We start from the raw sequence: 18,618 nt of genomic DNA, 5'->3' as shown, positions 1-18,618 counted from the left end.
CAGTTGATATTTTATGATGTAACACGACAATGGCCTCTTCTTTTGCCGGAAGAGGCTTTTTTGAAGGAAAAATCAGGAAGGAATGAGTCGATGCAACTGCCACAAGCATTCGTTGAAAAATATACTGCTCTTTTGGGAGAAGAAGCTGCGCCTTTTTTTGAAGAACTGACACAAGGAAAACCGATCAAAGCCTACCGAGTCAACCCTTTGAAACCCGATTTTGAACAGATGCTAGACAAATACGGGCCACAAGAGAGAATTCCCGCCCCCTTTGGAGAAAATAGCTGGCTGGGGACAATCAGTGGGCACAGTCTGCTACATCAGGCAGGCTATGTCTACAGCCAAGAACCCAGTGCCATGATTGTCGGTCAAGTGGCAGCAGCACGCCCCGGTGAAAAAGTATTGGATTTATGTGCCGCTCCTGGTGGCAAATCTACACAACTAGCTGCGCAATTACAAAACCAAGGGCTCTTAGTTTCAAATGAAATCTTCGGCAAACGAGCTAAGATTCTTTCGGAAAACCTCGAACGTTGGGGTACCGCCAATACCATCGTTACCAACCATGCTCCGGCAGAACTTGTCCCGCATTTTAGTGGCTTTTTCGACCGAATCGTTGTAGACGCTCCTTGTTCCGGTGAAGGAATGTTCCGCAAAGACCCTATTGCGCTCACCGAGTGGCAGGCAGACACCCCCAGTTTGTGTGCTGCTCGTCAAAAGGAAATTTTAGCATCCGCAATCAAAATGTTAGCCACTGGAGGAGAACTCATCTATTCCACCTGTACCTTTGCTCCAGAAGAAAATGAGGAAATCATCAGTTGGCTTGTGACTAGCTTCCCATTGACCATCGAGCCGTTGACGATTGCCGGAACCTCAGCAGGACGCCCGGAATGGGGAAATGTTCCGGGACTGGAAAAAACCATTCGCTTATGGCCCCATAAAGGTCAAGGAGAGGGTCATTTTGCTGCTAAGCTCAAATTTCATGGCGATAACCCCCCCACCAAGCCGCAAAAAAAGCCGGGCAAAAAGCTTTCCCCCGGCTTATCCAAAGATCTGCAGAAACTTTGGGAGAACTTCACCAAAGTCTTCCCAGCCCCCAGTGTTGCCGGCAGTCCCCAGCTTTTCGGAGAGTACCTCTGGTGGATACCGGAAATGGCGCCGGATTTGACAGGTATCCGAGTTCTTCGCAGCGGTGTTCAAATGGCTGCTGTCAAAAAGAACCGACTGGAACCTGCTTACAACTTAGCCCTGGCTATTGAGCCAACTGCGACTGAAAAACGTCTAGCTATCACTCTTGCCGACTGGCAAAAATACGTAGCCGGCGAGACTTTTCCAGCTACCGGCAACGACGGTTGGGTACTGTTGACAGTTGATTCAGTTCCGGTTGGTTTTGGTAAACAAGTCCAAGGTGTTGTCAAAAATTTCTTTCCTAAAGGACTGCGCTTTACTCCGTGATCCACTTTCTCTTTGGTTAAACCCCCGAAAACATTCTGCTGATAAAGCGTGTTTTCGGGGGTTTTTAGTTGCAGCTGCTATTTAAAATTTATTAATTGACCCCATTCTCCCTAAGCGTAAGAAAACCAGTCAGTGGAGATACCTGCTTTCTTGTCAACATGCAGCTTGTCTTTAAAAAAGGCTCAAGTGCCTATCGTTATCCTAAAAATCCCCCCTATGCTATCATAAAAGAGTAGGTAAACTGGTCGCAGAGAAACATTGTATTTAACTGTAATCGCTGCGACAAAACAGATCATTTAGGAGGTTTTTTCATGAAAACATCGACAAAAGTAGCTATCGGTTTAAGTGTTGCAGCTGTTGCCGGCATCGTCTCGGCAGCCATCGTTTCCGACAGTCTGGCAGATGTGATCCGTCACAAGAAGAACCGGCACCAAGTAAAAAAATTCGTTGATGATAAGTTTAATGGTAACGAAAAACTGATGTCTGTGGTGGACGACCTCTCCGACGATGACTTGGACTCACTGATGAATGTCATGGGCAAGATCAAAGACGGCCGCAAACAAATTTCCGTCTACGGAGAAAATGTCAAAGAAGCTACTGACAGTTTGAAGGGCAAGCTTGAAAGTTTCATCGGCAACGTTCTTTAATAATAACCGAACCTCCGGAATTGCCGGAGGTTTTTTGCTGGTTTCACGACTACAGCCGCCGCTTTTAGCAATAAGCAAACCACTTAAAATCTGCTTCCTCAGCAATCTAATAGCGATAACCCTTCGAAAAAATCGATAAGTCCCTCGTCTTTAAACTCGTTTGACAGCGCTTTATTACGAGAGTATACTCAAGTAAAGCACTGTCATTTATCCTGAAGTTATCTGGCTGTTTCTACTTATGAAAATGGAGGCAATCTTATGAAAAGTAAATTGGTCCTTTTAGGGAATTGCGTTTTTTTACTGCTCCTTTTGGCACTGATTATAGTCACCTTTATGAAGAACAGTGACGAAAATTCCGCCGTCACCCTGCTATTGGGCCTTTTTCAATGTGTTGGTTTGTTATTCAACTGGTGGCTGTTCAACAAGTTCGCTCCAAAATTTACAAAGAGCGACCAATAATCCAATTCAATAATTGAAAAAACCTTCCGCTATTCCATAAAAAAAACCAACCACTATTGGACACGGTCGTTTGAAGACTTTCGCTTCTCCTTCAAAGACTCGGTCAAATAGTTTGGTTGGCGTTTTTTTGATACCTGCTTTTTTGATACTCAGTCAGTGAGTGGCTTTCATTTCTTATCGATAGCTGCCAAACTTTTGGCAATCAATGGACCAGTTACTTTTTCGTTCCAAAACGTAATCAATGGCCCGGTCAAAAAGGCATTGATAAAGGTTCCAACTCCGATTGGTCCTTTAAAAAAGAATCCGATCAAGGTAAAGGTGACGTCCTGGATGATACGCACAATCCGGTAAGGCCAGCCCGTGTGATCCACGATGGTAGGTGCACAAGCATCGTAAGGCGCAGCTCCCAGATTGGCACCGGTATAAAGTGAAACTGCAAACGTAAAGATCAAGGTCCCTACTACCAGAAAGACGATTTTCATTGGCAAAGTCTCCGCGTGAATGCCGAATTTATCGAAGAGAGCTGTAAACATGTCAATGAAGAATCCGGTAAAGACCATGTTTACCACTGTTCCAAAGCCGATGTACTTGCGTCCGAAAATAAAAATCACTGCCAAAAAGACCAAATTGAGGCCCAGCTGATAGACCCCTAGTGAGAGACCAAATAGTCCCCCGATGGCAATATTGGCAGAAGTATATGGATCCATCCCCACATTTCCTTCTCTTAAAATCGTCGCACCAAAGCCCAAAATCAAGACCCCAACTGTGGCATAAACTGCCCGCAGCAATAAACTTTTGCTTATTTTCATCCTTCACTCACCCTTTCTCATACTATCTGCAGCGAAGTTAAAATCAACTTTTCGCCACGATAACCCTTTTGCCAAACGGCCCCAGTTGCTGTTTAGCTATGTAAAAAGGCTCCGACACCCCTAGAGGTACCGGAGCCACGGGTGACTATCTCAACGGTCGTTATTGCGGCCACCGAAAAGTAAAACAAGACGCAACAGTTGCAACAGGGTACTGATTGCTGCTGCTACATATGTCAATGCTGCAGCTACTAGTACTTTGCGCGCTTGGGGCAGTTCTTCTGGCGTCAGCAAACCGCCTTCTCCCAAAATCGCCAACGCACGGCGAGATGCATTGAACTCCACCGGTAACGTTACGACTTGGAATAAAAAGGCCAGCGAAAACGCGACTAAGCCGATTTCTACCAATGTCTGGGTCCGTAGCAAAAGTCCCACCAATATAATCGGCATCGCTAAAGAAGAACCAATATTTGCCACGGGAACGATAGCAGCCCGCAACCGCAATGGAAAATAGCCTTTAGCATCTTGCACTGCATGCCCGCATTCATGGGCAGCTACTCCGATTGCAGCTACTGATGTCGATTGGGCGGTAGCCTGAGACAAGCTCAGCATCTTGTTGCCAGAATTGTAATTATCTGTCAAATCGCCGGCAATCTGCTGAACACCGACATTCATAATTCCTTGGTTACGCAGGATGTATTGGGCAGCCTGCGTTCCCGTGACGCTGTGGGCACTTTTGACTTGGTCATACTTGCGAAAGGTGCTGTTGACATAGGCAGAAGCCGCCATGGAAAGCGCCATTCCGATAAACACTAGCACAATGGTCGCATCGAAAAAGCCAAAGCCATATCCCATTCCATACATGATTGAACACCTCATCTTTTTGTTATTGGCGAATCAGCAGGTAAAAGTTTTTGTAAACTTTCGCTATTTCAAAACTAGCATAAACTTTTTCCAGTGATCCGTTACTGTCAGTTTACAATTGGAAGATGAACTTTTTGTGAAATCAGTTTTTCTTAACAAATTCCGATTTTAAAGACATCGCACCAAAGCCGTCGATCTTGCAATCAATGTTGTGATCGCTTTCTACCAATCGAATGTTTTTTACTTTTGTTCCTTGTTTGATGGGACCTGACGCACCTTTGACCTTCAGATCTTTGATAACCGTCACGCTGTCGCCATCTTGCAACAGATTTCCATTGGCATCTTTGACTACCAGGCCGCTCTCTTGTTCAGCTGACTGCGCCTCACTCCACTCGTGACCACATTCGGGACAAACGAACAACCCGCGATCCTCGTAAGTGTATTCTGAGCCGCATTGGGGGCAGTTTGGTAATTGTGACATCTACTTCATTCCTTTTTGTTTATTTTTTTATGACAGTTCCCATTGTATCTGAAAAAAGTCTCCCTGAAAAGCTGGTTTCCCCTTTCCACCACTTTCGTCAGCTTTGGCACTTTCTTTAAACTTCCATCGAAAAGAAGTAAAAAGCTGAAGAAAAAAGATGCTTCCTATATTATAAATCATTTTTCCGTGAAAGGCTTTCAATGACAAAAATTAGGGATTCATTAAATCAGACCATTTTCTATAAATTCCCGTCAGATTTTACTTGAAGCGCCGTCATAGTTGTCCTATCATATTGTTAAACATAACGGGAAACTGTTACAGGCGCAAAAAAGATTCCTCTGAGTTTTTTTAACTACGGGGAGATTTTTGAAAAAACGAGGTGTATATTCCATGGGAAATCTTATCGAATGGATCAATAGTCAAATCGCTTGGTTGCCGTCTTTTGGTCAACTGCTGGTTTGGCTTTTATTGGTCCTACTTTTGGCTACCGTCGTTTACCTATTGTTCAGCCTGTTGCTGGCACCTTTTATGTTGTTGTACAACCGCCTTACCGACAAAAACACGAGCAACGTCCCAGCAAGTGACGACTATTTACTGGGTGAGTTGACCGAAAAAATCCACGGCACTGCTCTTGGTGAAGTGATGGAAGTTGGTTCTGGTGAGGCACGGTCGGTTCATCCAGCCCGTTTGTACAACGAAGCAGACGCCCAAAACGGGCTGCTGCTCCCGGTTGGTACCAAGGTCCTGATCATTGATTTTGATGAGCGGGGCATCGCTTTGGTTGTGCAAAGCAAGAGTTTTATCGCTGATTAGCTTTGGCTTTTCAGTTAGAGAAAAGAAGGAGTGAGGAAGAAATGATTTTAAATCCAATTTTGTTGATTATCATCCTGATCGTAGCGCTATTGGTCTTTTTGATGGTCCGCTACCGCATCGGAAAACCCGACGAAGCACTAATCGTCACTGGTTCTCTTCTGGGGAAAGAGGGCATCAAGATTTTGAAAAACAGCGGGACTTTCGTGATCCCCATCATCCAAAAAGCCCACAAACTGAGCTTGCTGACCCACAAGTTAGAGATTGGCACGCCAGAAGTTTATACCGAGCAAGGAGTTCCCATCAAGGCTTCTGCGACTGTCTTGGTGAAAGTCGGCAACTCGACTGAAGCTATCAAAACAGCCGCCGAACAATACCTGGGCAAATCCACGGATGAATTAGAAGACGAAGCAAAAGAAGTATTGGAAGGTCACTTGCGGGCGATTCTCGGAACGATGACCGTCGAAGCCATCTATAAAAACCGAGATGACTTTGCCGAACAAGTCCAAAACGTAGCTTCTACTGACTTGAAAAAAATGGGGCTGGAAATCGTTTCTTTCACCATCAAAGACGTATCTGATCCCAATGGTTACTTGGATGCATTAGGTCGACCACAGATTGCCGAAGTGAAGAAAAATGCAGAAGTCGCCGAATCCAATGCCTTGCGTGAAACTCGGATTAAGCAAGCAGAAAACGAACAGTTGGCTCAGCACGAAGAAATTCGCCGTAAGACAGAAATTGCGGAAGCCAACAAAGATATGGCCTTAAAACAAGCCCAGTATCAACAAGAGCAAGAAGTTGCCCAAGCCCAAGCGGAACAAATCGCAGTGGCAGAAAAAATGAAGGTCAACCTCATCGAGCAAGATAAGAACATCGAAATCCAAGCCAAACAAGCGGAATTGGCAGAAAAAGAATTGACTGCCACTCTTCGCAAAAAGGCTGAAGCTGATAAGTACGTTGTAGAACAAAATGCCCTGGCTGACAAAGCTCGTGAAATCGCCCATGCGGAAGCCGAAGCCGAAAAAGTTCGCCTGGCTGCCCATGCGGAAGCTGAACGGATCGAGAAACTGGGGGCTGCTGACGCTGAAAAGATCGCCAAAATCGGTCAAGCCGAAGCCGAAAGTCGCGAAAAGATGGCCATCGCCCTTACCAAGCTCAACGAAGCGGGGATTTTGATGGAATTCATCAAAGTTCTGCCGGAAATCGCCAAAGAAGTCAACGCACCACTGTCCAACATCGACAAAGTGGTCAGCTTCGGCTCTGGCGACGGACTGCCTGAAATGGGCCAAGCTGGTTTGGCTCGAACCTTTGACACAATCAAAGAAACAACTGGACTGGATCTCGTCTCTTTAATCAATGATTCCATGTCCACTCGCAGCGGCAACCGAGAACTAGTAGCCGCATTGGAGGAAAAAGAAACCCTGCCAACTTCTGCTACACCAAAAACTCCTACTGTAAAATCGGAAGCAGCCGTTGAACCTCGTCATGCTGCACCAAAAGCACCGGCTGCAAAAACTGCCCCCGATCAAGAACCTGCAAAGCGGGGCACCAAATACGATATTTAAGTTACGCCGGCAAACCGATTGCAAAAAAACACCGTCGCCTTTTTCAGGTCGACGGTGTTTTTTATTTCATTAATTAAGCCGGATCTTCTGAACCAGTCACTTTTGCGAGAACTGAGGCCAATGCTGACCCTACCAATGGCGCAAATAGATAGACCGGATAATGTTTCAACGCATCGCCGCCAGCAAAGATTGCCGGACCAAAACTACGGGCCGGATTCAATGAACCGCCGGTGAGATTCAATGCCACGATAATCAAGAAGCCCAAAACCAACCCAATAGAAAACGGTGCTAAATTGCCGTTACCATATTTGGCACTGGTGGACATCAAGATTACGAAAACAAAGATAAAGGTGATTACTACTTCAACGATGAAAGCATCCAACGCACTGATATTGGTGAAATCAGTTTGTCCCATCGCATCTTTAGCCAAGCCCAACATACTGCCAAAGTAGCGGATCAGTGCCGCAGCAACTGTCGCTCCTAGAAATTGTGAAATCCAGTAACCCACAGCATCTTTTAATGCCAAACGTTTGTTGAGCACCATCGCTAATGTCACGGCTGGGTTGAAATTCCCACCAGAGACACCTCCTACCGCAATTGCCATGATGGTGATTGCCAAACCAAAGGCCAAACCAATCGCCAAGGTATCTCCTTTAGCAATTACGACTGTCCCAGTTCCTAAAAAGACCAATAAGAGCGTTCCCATAAATTCTGCAATATATTTTCTCATCTTATACTCCTCCTTTCCTTGTTTATAGAAAAATTATAGCACGCAGCGCCTCGTTTCACTGTTTTAACGTCTCGGACAGCAGAAAATTTCTGAAAATAATCGGGTGAATCTGACTTTTCCTGATCATCCTAACCCTCTGAAAAAAGGGTCGAAAAAAAGCCCGCTTGTCTGACAGCCATTAATTTCTCTGTCAAAAAAGCAGAAGAAAGATATCCCCTCACTTTCCATCCATTTCAAAACTGTTTCTTTGCTACTTAAAAAAGCGGCAGCGCTGATGGGCGCTACCGCTTCAAATACCTATCGACTTACAAGTTAGCAAATTTTTCCAACAAACGAATCATTTGGCAAGTAAAGCCGTATTCGTTGTCATACCAAGCAACAGTTTTTACCAGTTGGAATTCACCAGCTGAGGTCACTTCAGTTTGTGTTGGGTCAAAAATTGAACCTTGTGTCGTACCAATTACATCACCGGAAACGATTTGACGATCGTCGTAACCAAATGATGGGTTGTCGATGGTGTGTTTTTTCATTGCTTCGTTGACTTCATCAGCAGTTACTTGACGATCCAAGATAGTTACCAATTCAGTCAATGACCCATCTACTACTGGCACCCGTTGTGCATGACCTTGCAGTTTGCCATTCAATTCAGGAATAACCAAACCGATTGCTTTGGCTGCACCAGTAGAATGTGGAATAGTATTGTCGGCTGCTGAGCGGGCTGCCCGCAGATTGCCACCGCGTACTGGGCCGTCCAACAGCATTTGTGTAGAAGTATACGCATGAACTGTGGTCATTGTCCCAACTTTGATACCGAATTCGTTATTCAAGAAATAAGCCATCGGTGCCAAACAGTTTGTTGTACAAGAACCGGCAGAGATGATCTTGTCATCTGGTGTCAGAGTATCATCGTTGACGTTGTAAACGATGGTCTTCATTGCACCAGCTGGAGCTGAAATAACAACGCGTTTAACGCCGGCATCCAAATGGGCTTTGGCTTTTTCTTCAGAAGTGTAAAAACCCGTACATTCCAAAACGATATCCACACCGTTTTCTTTCACCCAAGGAATCTTGCTGGCATCCGGTTCAGCATAAACACGAGTTGTTTCCCCATCAACTACGATAGAATCTTCTGTCGCAGTTACTGTTCCAGGATAAGTGCCATGAGTGGAATCGAATTGCAGCAGTTGTGCCAACATCACTGGACTAGTCAAATCGTTGATTGCGACTACTTCAATATCATCAGAAACTTCTTTGATTCGACGGAAAGCCAAACGACCGATACGTCCAAAACCATTAATACCTACTTTTACTGTCATGTGTTGCTTCCTCCTTTTTTCACTACGAAAATCAGATAAACTTACAGCGTGGTTCACTTATGATTTTCTATCGAAAACGCGGGTTTGTCAAAAGATTGGGCTCGGACTGCCGCTTTTCAACTTAACAGTCGCGCCAACCACATAGGACTGGGAAAAAAGCTGCGACAACAACCTTGTCCCCAAAACGAGCAACATACCAAAAGTGAGCTCTAATGAAGAACCTCCTTGATTTTCTCAAGGGTAATCAGCATAATTCACTTTTTTTCTTATTCATGCGGAAATGCTCCTTCTCCGGACTTTAACACAAGGATTGTTATAACTATTTGCCAGCAACTAGCATCTAGTTGTTTGCTTAGGTGATGCCATATCCTCCGCCACTTGCTGCTTAAAAGAGGGAATATCACAGCCTTGTTATCCAAAAAATGCTCAGGCAAGCAGGTTCCTTGCTCTGAGCCAGCCATTCTTTTATTTTTGACGGTTGAAAGACTTCCCAGCCGAACAATCAGCACTTGTTTTAGCTTTTCCGCCTACAACTCCTCCAACCCCTCCACATCCAAGATAGTGACGTTGCTACTTTTACGACGAATCAGCTTTTTTTCTTCCAATAGCTTGAACTTTCGTGACAAGGTTTCTGGCGTTGTACCCAAGTAAGCCGCCAACTCCTTCATCTTCATGGGAATTGTAAGCTCAAGACTGCCCACGGCTACCTGTAAATCTGTCAGGTACTTGGCTAGTCTTTCCTCGACTTTTTCCATCAGCAGGAATTGAGTCTGTTGTTCCACTGCAGTCATCTTATTGGCAGTTAATTCCAGTAACTTCAAGCTCAGCTGCGGATAATTCAAAAGTAAACGTTGAAAATCTGCTTGTTTCAAGAGACAGACTTCAGTTGGTTGTAGTGCTTCAGCAAACAAATCGTTATTTGAAGCTCCGAAAAGCTGACTCTCCCCTTCATAGCCACCAGGTGACACCACTCGTAACAATTGTTCCCGACCAGCTGCTGAAAGCTGATAAACTTTGAGATTTCCCCGCGCCACAATTACAAGCTGAGGCTCACCATCCGGGGTCAAAACCTGTTCCCCTTTTGAAAAATGTCGATGATGTACCAACTGATTAATCTTCTCTTGGTCAGCAGTATCCAAATGATTGAATAACGGTACCAAGGTCACACACAGGTGTTGATGCGAGGTGGTAGTTTCCAAATTTTCGGTTGAATGTGGCACGGTTTTCACGACCTCTCCGATATTGTATTCTCTCACAGTGCGAGCTGTTAAAAAACAGTTGTTCGGCCTTATTTCATCAGCAAGAAACTTTTGCAGTCAGCCTTAGTCGTCATCCTCTTCTTCCAGTCCTTCAGTCACTTCATTACCTAAATAACTCTGTAAACAAAAAATCTGATGTTTGATCCAACCGTAAAGCTCCTTCAAAAAAGTAGCTAAGGCATATTTTTCCTCTTTTTCTGCCAAGGCGATTCCCCGGGTGATAAACAGATTTTGGGTTGCAAAATCTTTGACTGTAGACAAAATCAAGGTATCTGCTGCTTCATACTTCAGTTGCCCATTTTCTTCCAACATACTGTATTGCGTAAATTCCATTGAAGTAGTGGGGACAACTTCCCCTTCATCTAACATCAGCTGATTCAATTGGTCAAACAACTTGCTTTCTTCTACTAAAACCTTTGGAAAGTGTTGGGTGATGAAATTACCCTCAACTCCCTTGGCATAATAGATGATCTGGCGCAATTTGTGCTGTTGAATCATCAAATTACTGATAATGTGACCAGTCATAGCCCCAGCGGTTGGGGTGTGATGATCCCGTTCTGATTTTACTAATTCCGCTTGGTATTTTTCTTCTGCGACTGTCATAAGGCTCTCTTCTTTCTTGTATAACTCTAATTGTAGTTGCTCATTTTTCATGTTTGTTGTTTTTAATTGTTACAACTCTTTAACTTTGACTGATTGGACATCATAACCCAACTTTTCAATGACGGTTTTCAGCTGTTCACCACTGGTAGCTGCTGAATCAATCTCTGCCTTGACTTTACTAGCGTTGAACAATACTTTGACATTTTTCACTCCCGGCTGACTGGCCACACCAGCCTCAATTTTTTGCATACAGCTTGGACAAGTGAGTGCGCCTAATTGCAGAATAACTTTTTCCATGATGATTTTCTCTTCCTTTCATCTGCCATATAACTATTGGCAGCTTTTATTTTGCTTAACTGATTTGCTTAAAAATCACAATACTTTTGACAACTACGAAGCTTTCTTACATTTCCAGTCTAGTTGCTTTTTTTAAGAAAAAAATTGATAGCAATCAAGTTTTATAAAAAGATTTACTCTAATAAACTAGCTGTCAAGTCTTTCTCTGAGACAGTCACTTGGTCATGTTTAGTTCGGTAGCCGAGAAGACGCATGCCATTAATTACCACTACTAAAATACTCAACTCATGGACCAGCATGCCACTAGCCATGTAGATATAGCCAGCCACTAAACCGATTAGTAAAAACAACACAGTTCCAACTGCAATGGCAATGTTTTCCTTCATATTCGCCACTGTCTTTTTCGTGAGGCCATAGCCTTGAACCAAATTAGCAAAATTTGATTGCATCAAGACGATGTCGGAAGTCTCTACAGCGACATCTGTCCCATTTCCCATGGCGATGCCAATATCTGCCAAAGCAATGGATGGACTATCGTTTACCCCATCACCAACAAATGCGACTTTGTGCCCAGAAGCCTGCAACTGACGAACATAGGCTGATTTTTCCTCTGGCAAAAGGCCGCCTTTTACTGTGTTCAATGCCAACTGCTGACCTACAAGATCTGCAGCTGCCTGATTATCACCAGTCAGCATGACCAGCTGTTTGGCACCCATTTTGCGTAACTGTTGCAACGTTGACGCTGCTTCTTTGCGAATTTGATCTTTAATCCCAATCAATAACGCCAGCTGCCCATCTACTGCAATTAGTACAGTAGAATTCCCTTCTCTTTGTAATTGCGACAGCTCCTTTTGCAAAGCAGCAGAAAGCTGTACATTGCCAGCTTGCAATAATTTTTCGTTACCTACTAATAGCTGATATCCAGCCACGCTTGCCATGAGACCTTGTCCTTTGATCACTTTTGTCTCTGTCACTGCAGGATAGTTTTCCAAAGCTGCATATCTAGTAATGGCTTGTCCCAAGGGATGATCGCTCTCTCGTTCTACTGCAGCAGTCAGCATCAGGAGTTCCTCTTCGCTTAATGAATGATTATAACTTCTAACTACCGCCACAGTGGGTTTTCCTTCTGTTAAGGTGCCGGTTTTATCAAACACAAAAGTATCAACTTGGCTGAAAGTATTCAACACCTGCCCGCCTTTAATCAAAATCCCGTTTTTAGCGCCATTGCCAATTCCTGCTACACTGGAAACAGGCACACCTATCACTAGCGCACCGGGACACCCCAACACCAAGATCGTGATGGCCAACCGCAAATCTTGCGTAACAACACCGACGACTAAGGCTAGGAGCAAGACTGCTGGCGTATAATATTTGGCAAATTTATCAATCACTCCTTCAGCGTTAGACTTAGCATCTTGTGCTTCTTCTACCAACTCAATAATCTTGCCAAAAGTTGTATCCTCCCCCACCTTTTCAGCTGTGACTTTTAATGTACCGTTTTCTAGAATAGTTCCTGCAAACACTTTGTCACCGACACTTTTAGCAGCCATTTGTGCTTCGCCGGTAACACTGGCTTCATTCAAATGACCTCGCCCTTCGCTAATTACACCATCCACCGGCACTTGTGCGCCAGTCTTCACCAATAGCAAATCACCTGCAACTACCTCGTCGATATCCACCTTTTCAATGGTTCCTGCTTCATCTAAAAGTAAGGCTGAAGCCGGAGCCATTTTCGTCAACTGGCTGATGGCAGAGCGGGTTTTTTCTAATGTCTTTTGCTCCAGCAGCGCGCCAAATAAAAATAAAAAGGTCACGATTGCTGACTCATTGTATTCACCGATAACAAAGGCTCCCAATACTGCGATTGTTACCAAAAGTTCGATGGAGACGACTTTTACCCGCAATGCTTGGTACGCTTGAATTGCGATAGGTAGAAAACCTATAATTGAAGCTGTGACCATCGCTACTTGCCAACCTAATTGCCAATGAGCAAGCCATTTTGCTGCAAAAGCTGCAGCGATTAAGATGCCACTTGCGATTGCAATCTGATTTTTGTGCTGCAATATGATTCGTTGCGTTTTCATGTTTTTTTCCTCCTAGCAAATGTGTACGAGTCGTCTCACCAGCAACTTTCTTCTTATCGGATTTTCCAGACAAGACGACTTCATACTTCTTAAAGACAAGCTCAGTTTACCCCACGGCTTCACAGAAAGAATTGACAGCTATCAAGAAAAAAAGAGACAACAGCAAAATTGCTGTCATCTCTTGACTCGTCGGTTATTCAACTTTTTTCTAGCTTTTTCCCCTGAATCCAAGTCCAAATGATGTAGGCTACTCCTGCAAGCACTAGGGCTATCACAGAAAACCACTTTTCCCAAAACATCCCAGTGAGTAGCTGAGCCACGTTCAAGCGCCGTACCACTCCGATAAGTGCGAATACGTACAAGACCATCGTCATCGGATAAAAGGCGGGATCACCTGCTTTAATCAGCCAAACGGTCAATGCTATCAGCAGGATACTCAATAAGATTAAATCTGCGGGGTAGAAAATTTCAATTAGACCGTCATCTACTAACAGCATTCCTGCTGCCAGTTGTCCACCGACAACTAGCAGCAAAATCAGAAAAATTCCGAAAAAGACTAACTTGTTGTCTTTCTTTTGACGTTTGAAGATTCCCCATTTAAGAAGCCCAAAAATTCCTGCCACCCCCAACACTCCCAATAGACCACTGAGGAGGTACTGGGGAAGAGAAATCTTCATCACACCACTACTGCTAAAATCACTGATTAGGTTGATTAGCCACAAAACACCCACCACGCTTCCTACCAGAGATAGCTTAGTTTTTATGTCGGCTTTGGTGGTGTTGGCCAAAAGAGAATCTGCTAGCCCTTTCGGATCATTTCCAAAAAAATCGACAGCAGTTATCCCGTCTGCTTGTGCCGCTATTAAATCTGTCGCCATCTGATACAATTGTGCGTTCAGTTCTCCTTCATCTACGAGTAGTCCGCCAAAAGACATGTACATTCGCAAATCATCAAAATAGTCCTTATTTGTAGGGGTCAACTGGTCTTCCAGCTGATTCAGTTTCTCGCGATAAATTGCTGCAAGTTTGCGGGTCTTTTTCATAGTTTTTCAACTCCGATCAAAAGATTGACTTTCTGCTCCAATTGACGCCACTGTTGAGTAAAGTCTGCCAATGCCGCCTCTCCGGAAGCTGTCAGGGTAAAATATTTGCGATCTGGTCCTTCTGGTGATTTTTTCATGACACCAGCAATTTGCCCATTTTTTTCCAGCTTTTGCAATAATGGGTAAATGGTTCCTCCCACAATAGTTGTAAATCCAGCTGCCTTCAACTGTTGAACCAATTCATAGCCATAAATAGTCCCATTGCCCTGTTGAATCAGTGTTAAGACACAGCCTTCTAGGACTCCTTTGAGCATTTGGGTCTCTTTCAATGTCAGCCCTCCTTTATTTTCGTCTTTTCTGTCAAACAAACCTTCTTGTAGCTTCACTGCTGGAACCTTCTGCTTGATAGGCTCCCTTCAAGCTCGTCAATTTAACTCTTAACTAGTTTGTTTTACATACTACTGGAACAACCACACTATACACCGACGCAGCTAGTTTGTAAAGCATACTAGTCATTTTTTACTCCTTTCTTCTCGGAATTTCTTACACACAGTTTCAAAGACCGCTGCTGTCTTGCCAAAGCCAGCACAAAAAAAACCGACGAAAATGAAATCGTCGGTTGAAATACAGCCTTATCTTTTCTTATGCAAACAAGTTTCTGACCCGCGGATCAGTAAAATCATCAATCACTGCATCAACATTTCCCAAATAAGACAACATCGCACCATTACCATCAGTGGTAATGGCAAAGATTTTTTTAGCAGCCGCATTATGGGCGGCTTTGATGCCGGAGACGGAATCTTCAAAAACCACACATTCTGAAGGTTTTAGACCAATTTTCTCTGCCGATTGCAAATAGAAATCCGGGGCGGGTTTGCTCTTCATCTCGCCATTATCATAGATTACTTTTTCATAGTCGAACCAGCGACCTAGATCAAAAGCTTCGAAATAAAAATCTACATTGCCTTTACCAGCGGCGGTAGCAATGTTGAAAGGCACCTGCTTTTGTTTTAAATCATCCAAAAATTCCGGAAGCCCCGCTGTTAAATGGGCTGCATCAGGGTGACTGCGGACTAGCTCGCGGTAGATAGCTTCTTTTTTCTCCCCCCACTCGATGGCCTCTTCCTTTGTGAAGGGGCGCTCAAACAGATACTCCAGCACTAGACGATTATTTTTTCCGTGGACATTTTGGTCAAACTCATCGCGAGTCAGTTGCTTATGGGCTTCTTTTTCAGCAAACGTCAGCCACGCTTCTTCATTGAAGGGCGAATCTTGGAACATGGTCCCATTAAAATCAAACAGCACACCTTTTATCATCATAGACACATCCTTCTTGGCTTATTCTTACTCTATTGTGCCTAAAAAAAGGTTCCTTGGCAAATCAGATCTCACCCTACTATACCTATATGGGTATCAATAACAATCTGCCACAGTCTCAAATATTTTTGTGTCTTGTGGAAAAACAAAAAGATTGACGTTGTTGAAATTATCGGTTTAAATATACCCGTATAGGTATATAAAAAGGAGTGGCACCAATGTTGACGTTATTCAAGAAGACACCGAGTATCTCTGTGTCGCAATTACAAGAAAAGCTTCGCAGCACCGTCCATCTACTGGATGTGCGCAGTTCAGCAGAATACCGGGGAGGGCATATTCTCCAAGCTGAAAATCTCCCATTGGAACGGGTAGAACGTTTTTTTGCTAAAACTACTGAACCCATCTATGTGATTTGTCAATCGGGGATGCGCAGCAAAAAAGCAGTCGCTATCCTGCGTAAAAAAGGAATAGACGCTGTAAATGTCCGAGGAGGCATGAACGCATGGCAAGGTCCTGTGAGAGGAGGCAAATAAGTATGAAAAAAGTAATAATTATCGGTGGTGTGGCTGGCGGAATGTCGGCAGCTACTCGCTTGCGGCGCCTGTCTGAGGATACTGAAATCATCATCTTTGAAAAAGGCCCTTACGTTTCTTTTGCAAACTGTGGATTGCCCTACTATGTCTCCGGTGAAATCACTGAAAGAGACGACCTGTTAGTTCAGACACCGGCAAGCCTGCGTGCACGTTTTGGTTTAGATGTCCGACCGGAGCAAGAAGTGGTAGCTATCGACACCCAAAAGAAAGAAATTACGGTACAACACGGAGAACAGCTTTATCAAGAAAGCTATGATCAATTGCTGTTGTCTCCCGGCGCCAAACCTTTTGTCCCGCCAATTGCTGGTCTTGCAGCCGCTGAAAACGTCTTTGTTCTGCGAAATCTGCCAGATCTTGACCGGATTATGGCCCCCCTTGAAAAAGACCAGGTCCAACAAGCGGTGGTCATTGGTGCGGGATTTATCGGTCTGGAAATGGCGGAAAATCTTGCCAAACGAGGCTTGGCAGTGTCAATCATAGAAAAAGCACCGCAACTTTTGCCCCCGCTAGATGAAGAAATGGCAGCCTTTGTTGAAAGAGAACTTCTAGCAAAAGGAATCCGGGTCATTACCGGGCAATCGGCGGCGGCTTTTGAAGAAGCTGGCAAACAGATTCGTTTAGAAGATGGCAGTTATCTTGCCAGCGATTTGACAATATTGTCTGTCGGCGTTCAACCGGAAACTTCCCTTGCCCAAAAAGCTGGTCTCAAACTAGGCTTGCGCGGAGGGATTTTAGTGGATGAAAACTATCAGACCAGTGCCCCAGACGTCTACGCTGTCGGAGACGCCATCGTGGTCAAACAACAAATTACCGGTGAAGATGCCTTGATTTCACTAGCTTCCCCGGCAAATCGACAAGGACGGGAAGTCGCCGATGTATTAGCCGGAATACCCCGAAAAAATCAAGGCAGTATCGGGACAGCAATTTTGCGGGTTTTTGATCTGACTGCGGCCTCTACGGGTCTTAGCGAGCGCAATGCCGTAGCTGCCGGCTTGCAGCCAGCAGCAATCCATGTTTCTGGAAAAGACCATGCCGGTTATTATCCTGGGGCGTCGCAACTAACTTTGAAGCTGGTGTTTAATCCGGCCAACGGAAAGATTTTGGGTGCACAAGGGATAGGAAAAAAAGGGGTAGACAAACGCATTGATGTTCTTGCGACTGCCATTAAAGGCGGTCTCACCATTTTTGATCTGCCGGAATTAGAATTCACCTATGCCCCACCTTTTGGCTCGGCAAAAGATCCCGTGAACATGTTGGGTTATGCTGCGATGAACTTAGTAGAGGGTCTCAGTCAAAATGTCCAATGGCACCAATTAAACGAAGCGTTGGATCAAGGGGCCATCTTGTTAGATGTACGAACCCCCCAAGAATTAGCAGAAGGCGGTCGCTTTCAAAGAGCCGTCCACCACATTCCCCTGCACGACCTGCGTTGTCGCCTTAGTGAACTTGCAATTGACCAAGAATATATCGTCACTTGTCACAGTGGGCTACGCAGTTATCTGGCCGAACGAATCTTGAAACAAGCTGGCTTCCATGTCAAAAATCTCGACGGCGGCTTTTCATTGTACAGCACCGTTAAACCGGAGGAAATCAATCATGTATAATACAATCTCAACAACCGAACTAAAGCAAAAGTTACAGACTGAAACACTCGCACTTTTGGATGTACGAGAAGCTTACGAGTTTGCTGAAGGGCATGTTCCCAAAGCTCAGAATCTGCCATTAAGTGAGCTTGGAGCCACTGTGTCAAGCTTAGATCCTGCGACTCGCTATTATCTCATTTGTCGCTCTGGTAATCGTTCCGCCAGCGCCTGTGAGTACCTCTCGCAAGCAGGTTTCCAAGTCACTAATATCGCTGGTGGCATGAACGACTGGAAAGGAGCAATCAGCCAATGACAAAGGCCTGTGAAAAATCTATCCTAAATCGCTTAAAACGAACAGAAGGTCAACTGCGGGGGATCCAAAAAATGATTGAAGCTGAACAAGACTGTAGTGATGTCATTACTCAGTTGAGTGCGGTTCGCTCCAGCGTGGATCGAATCATGGGGATTATCGTCGCGGAAAACTTAAAAAGCTGTCTCGAGCATCCTGACAAAGACGCCGCGAATCAAGAAGAAAAAATCCAGCAAGCGATTCAAATGATCATCAAAAAATAATCGTTTCAATCATTTAAGGACCGTGATAGTGGATCTTTCGTCTGAAAATGGCACAGATTTTGCACCACTGTCAGTATTCAACATGTGGCAGATAAAGAGTGTTCGTTTCCGAGATTGTGCCTTTTTTCAAGTCTAG

Annotated in this window: 19 protein-coding genes and 1 pseudogene; 8 read left to right on the top strand and 12 right to left on the bottom strand. The window is 44.5% G+C overall.

Going from position 1 to position 18,618, the window contains the following annotated elements; translation table 11 throughout:
- The first annotated feature begins 90 nt into the window (after window positions 1–90).
- Window positions 91–1,452 carry an RsmF rRNA methyltransferase first C-terminal domain-containing protein gene (locus ACOMA8_RS04030; protein ID WP_421368748.1) on the top strand — a complete coding sequence of 454 codons (1,362 nt, stop codon included), beginning with the start codon at window positions 91–93 and terminating at the stop codon, window positions 1,450–1,452.
- A 311-nt stretch (window positions 1,453–1,763) separates the two neighbouring features.
- The gene (locus ACOMA8_RS04025) at window positions 1,764–2,099 is read left to right on the top strand and encodes a hypothetical protein (RefSeq protein ID WP_161899905.1); all 336 of its coding nucleotides are present in this window, start codon (window positions 1,764–1,766) and stop codon (window positions 2,097–2,099) included.
- A 626-nt stretch (window positions 2,100–2,725) separates the two neighbouring features.
- Here the strand turns inward: ACOMA8_RS04025 and ACOMA8_RS04020 are convergent.
- From ACOMA8_RS04020 to ACOMA8_RS04010, 3 genes are all read right to left on the bottom strand, one after another.
- Window positions 2,726–3,367: a YczE/YyaS/YitT family protein gene (locus ACOMA8_RS04020; protein ID WP_161899906.1), complete on the bottom strand. Its 642-nt coding sequence runs from the start codon at window positions 3,365–3,367 to the stop codon at window positions 2,726–2,728.
- A 150-nt stretch (window positions 3,368–3,517) separates the two neighbouring features.
- On the bottom strand, window positions 3,518–4,228 hold the full coding sequence (locus tag ACOMA8_RS04015) for a zinc metallopeptidase (protein ID WP_421368721.1): 711 nt from the start codon (window positions 4,226–4,228) through the stop codon (window positions 3,518–3,520).
- A 142-nt stretch (window positions 4,229–4,370) separates the two neighbouring features.
- Window positions 4,371–4,709 (bottom strand): zinc ribbon domain-containing protein YjdM, encoded by a 339-nt coding sequence (locus ACOMA8_RS04010; RefSeq protein ID WP_421368720.1) that lies wholly within the window; start codon window positions 4,707–4,709, stop codon window positions 4,371–4,373.
- Between the two features lie 390 nt (window positions 4,710–5,099).
- Between ACOMA8_RS04010 and ACOMA8_RS04005 the strand changes: the two genes are divergently transcribed.
- Both ACOMA8_RS04005 and ACOMA8_RS04000 read left to right on the top strand, forming a co-directional pair.
- Window positions 5,100–5,522 (top strand): hypothetical protein, encoded by a 423-nt coding sequence (locus tag ACOMA8_RS04005; RefSeq protein WP_161899909.1) that lies wholly within the window; start codon window positions 5,100–5,102, stop codon window positions 5,520–5,522.
- A 41-nt stretch (window positions 5,523–5,563) separates the two neighbouring features.
- Window positions 5,564–6,964 (top strand): annotated as a pseudogene (locus ACOMA8_RS04000) (flotillin family protein); the annotation flags it as partial.
- A gap of 193 nt (window positions 6,965–7,157) precedes the next feature.
- Here ACOMA8_RS04000 and ACOMA8_RS03995 read toward each other — a convergent pair.
- From ACOMA8_RS03995 to ACOMA8_RS03955, 9 genes are all read right to left on the bottom strand, one after another.
- Window positions 7,158–7,814, bottom strand: coding sequence for an MIP/aquaporin family protein (locus tag ACOMA8_RS03995; RefSeq protein WP_421368717.1), 657 nt, complete (start codon window positions 7,812–7,814; stop codon window positions 7,158–7,160).
- A 305-nt stretch (window positions 7,815–8,119) separates the two neighbouring features.
- Complete coding sequence (gene gap / locus ACOMA8_RS03990) at window positions 8,120–9,130, bottom strand: type I glyceraldehyde-3-phosphate dehydrogenase (RefSeq protein WP_421368715.1); 1,011 nt, start codon at window positions 9,128–9,130, stop codon at window positions 8,120–8,122.
- Between the two features lie 527 nt (window positions 9,131–9,657).
- Window positions 9,658–10,350: a Crp/Fnr family transcriptional regulator gene (locus ACOMA8_RS03985; protein ID WP_421368714.1), complete on the bottom strand. Its 693-nt coding sequence runs from the start codon at window positions 10,348–10,350 to the stop codon at window positions 9,658–9,660.
- Between the two features lie 102 nt (window positions 10,351–10,452).
- A complete protein-coding gene (locus ACOMA8_RS03980) occupies window positions 10,453–10,992 on the bottom strand; it encodes a ferritin-like domain-containing protein (protein ID WP_421368712.1) in 540 nt (179 codons plus the stop codon).
- Window positions 10,993–11,061: 69 nt separating this feature from the next.
- Window positions 11,062–11,289 (bottom strand): heavy-metal-associated domain-containing protein, encoded by a 228-nt coding sequence (locus ACOMA8_RS03975; RefSeq protein ID WP_161899912.1) that lies wholly within the window; start codon window positions 11,287–11,289, stop codon window positions 11,062–11,064.
- Between the two features lie 173 nt (window positions 11,290–11,462).
- Window positions 11,463–13,373 (bottom strand): heavy metal translocating P-type ATPase, encoded by a 1,911-nt coding sequence (locus tag ACOMA8_RS03970; RefSeq protein ID WP_421368709.1) that lies wholly within the window; start codon window positions 13,371–13,373, stop codon window positions 11,463–11,465.
- 197 nt (window positions 13,374–13,570) lie between these two features.
- Window positions 13,571–14,416 (bottom strand): DUF1129 domain-containing protein, encoded by an 846-nt coding sequence (locus ACOMA8_RS03965; protein WP_421368707.1) that lies wholly within the window; start codon window positions 14,414–14,416, stop codon window positions 13,571–13,573.
- The gene (locus ACOMA8_RS03960; protein ID WP_161900035.1) at window positions 14,413–14,745 is read right to left on the bottom strand and encodes a PadR family transcriptional regulator; all 333 of its coding nucleotides are present in this window, start codon (window positions 14,743–14,745) and stop codon (window positions 14,413–14,415) included. The genes ACOMA8_RS03965 and ACOMA8_RS03960 overlap by 4 nt, the downstream gene beginning before the upstream one ends.
- A 313-nt stretch (window positions 14,746–15,058) precedes the next feature.
- Window positions 15,059–15,736 (bottom strand): HAD family hydrolase, encoded by a 678-nt coding sequence (locus ACOMA8_RS03955; protein WP_421368705.1) that lies wholly within the window; start codon window positions 15,734–15,736, stop codon window positions 15,059–15,061.
- A gap of 215 nt (window positions 15,737–15,951) precedes the next feature.
- Between ACOMA8_RS03955 and ACOMA8_RS03950 the strand changes: the two genes are divergently transcribed.
- The 4 genes from ACOMA8_RS03950 to ACOMA8_RS03935 are packed head-to-tail and all read left to right on the top strand — an operon-like array spanning window position 15,952 to window position 18,482.
- Window positions 15,952–16,266: a rhodanese-like domain-containing protein gene (locus ACOMA8_RS03950; RefSeq protein ID WP_421368703.1), complete on the top strand. Its 315-nt coding sequence runs from the start codon at window positions 15,952–15,954 to the stop codon at window positions 16,264–16,266.
- Window positions 16,267–16,268: 2 nt separating this feature from the next.
- A complete protein-coding gene (locus ACOMA8_RS03945; protein ID WP_421368701.1) occupies window positions 16,269–17,930 on the top strand; it encodes an FAD-dependent oxidoreductase in 1,662 nt (553 codons plus the stop codon).
- On the top strand, window positions 17,923–18,222 hold the full coding sequence (locus ACOMA8_RS03940; protein WP_421368699.1) for a rhodanese-like domain-containing protein: 300 nt from the start codon (window positions 17,923–17,925) through the stop codon (window positions 18,220–18,222). Before ACOMA8_RS03945 ends, ACOMA8_RS03940 begins: the two co-directional genes overlap by 8 nt.
- Window positions 18,219–18,482 (top strand): metal-sensitive transcriptional regulator, encoded by a 264-nt coding sequence (locus tag ACOMA8_RS03935; protein ID WP_161899919.1) that lies wholly within the window; start codon window positions 18,219–18,221, stop codon window positions 18,480–18,482. The genes ACOMA8_RS03940 and ACOMA8_RS03935 overlap by 4 nt, the downstream gene beginning before the upstream one ends.
- The last annotated feature ends 136 nt before the right edge of the window (window positions 18,483–18,618 follow it).

The organism is Enterococcus infantis (genome assembly GCF_049166715.1).
Lineage (GTDB): Bacteria > Bacillota > Bacilli > Lactobacillales > Enterococcaceae > Enterococcus_C > Enterococcus_C leclercqii.
Note: the sequence above shows the minus strand (reverse complement) of the source record. Positions and strands in the feature narration are given on the sequence as shown.

Excerpts from the sequence above, each read along its gene's own strand:
- ACOMA8_RS04025 (WP_161899905.1), top strand. The coding sequence starts at position 1,764 with ATGAAAACATCGACAAAAGTAGCTATCGGTTTAAGTGTTGCAGCTGTT.
- ACOMA8_RS03995 (WP_421368717.1), bottom strand. The coding sequence starts at position 7,814 with ATGAGAAAATATATTGCAGAATTTATGGGAACGCTCTTATTGGTCTTT.
- ACOMA8_RS03955 (WP_421368705.1), bottom strand. The coding sequence starts at position 15,736 with ATGATGATAAAAGGTGTGCTGTTTGATTTTAATGGGACCATGTTCCAA.
- ACOMA8_RS03935 (WP_161899919.1), top strand. The coding sequence starts at position 18,219 with ATGACAAAGGCCTGTGAAAAATCTATCCTAAATCGCTTAAAACGAACA.
- ACOMA8_RS04005 (WP_161899909.1), top strand. The coding sequence starts at position 5,100 with ATGGGAAATCTTATCGAATGGATCAATAGTCAAATCGCTTGGTTGCCG.
- ACOMA8_RS03970 (WP_421368709.1), bottom strand. The coding sequence starts at position 13,373 with ATGAAAACGCAACGAATCATATTGCAGCACAAAAATCAGATTGCAATC.
- ACOMA8_RS03945 (WP_421368701.1), top strand. The coding sequence starts at position 16,269 with ATGAAAAAAGTAATAATTATCGGTGGTGTGGCTGGCGGAATGTCGGCA.
- ACOMA8_RS04010 (WP_421368720.1), bottom strand. The coding sequence starts at position 4,709 with ATGTCACAATTACCAAACTGCCCCCAATGCGGCTCAGAATACACTTAC.
- ACOMA8_RS03950 (WP_421368703.1), top strand. The coding sequence starts at position 15,952 with ATGTTGACGTTATTCAAGAAGACACCGAGTATCTCTGTGTCGCAATTA.
- ACOMA8_RS03980 (WP_421368712.1), bottom strand. The coding sequence starts at position 10,992 with ATGACAGTCGCAGAAGAAAAATACCAAGCGGAATTAGTAAAATCAGAA.
- ACOMA8_RS04030 (WP_421368748.1), top strand. The coding sequence starts at position 91 with ATGCAACTGCCACAAGCATTCGTTGAAAAATATACTGCTCTTTTGGGA.
- ACOMA8_RS04020 (WP_161899906.1), bottom strand. The coding sequence starts at position 3,367 with ATGAAAATAAGCAAAAGTTTATTGCTGCGGGCAGTTTATGCCACAGTT.
- ACOMA8_RS03940 (WP_421368699.1), top strand. The coding sequence starts at position 17,923 with ATGTATAATACAATCTCAACAACCGAACTAAAGCAAAAGTTACAGACT.
- gap (WP_421368715.1), bottom strand. The coding sequence starts at position 9,130 with ATGACAGTAAAAGTAGGTATTAATGGTTTTGGACGTATCGGTCGTTTG.
- ACOMA8_RS03965 (WP_421368707.1), bottom strand. The coding sequence starts at position 14,416 with ATGAAAAAGACCCGCAAACTTGCAGCAATTTATCGCGAGAAACTGAAT.
- ACOMA8_RS03975 (WP_161899912.1), bottom strand. The coding sequence starts at position 11,289 with ATGGAAAAAGTTATTCTGCAATTAGGCGCACTCACTTGTCCAAGCTGT.
- ACOMA8_RS04015 (WP_421368721.1), bottom strand. The coding sequence starts at position 4,228 with ATGTATGGAATGGGATATGGCTTTGGCTTTTTCGATGCGACCATTGTG.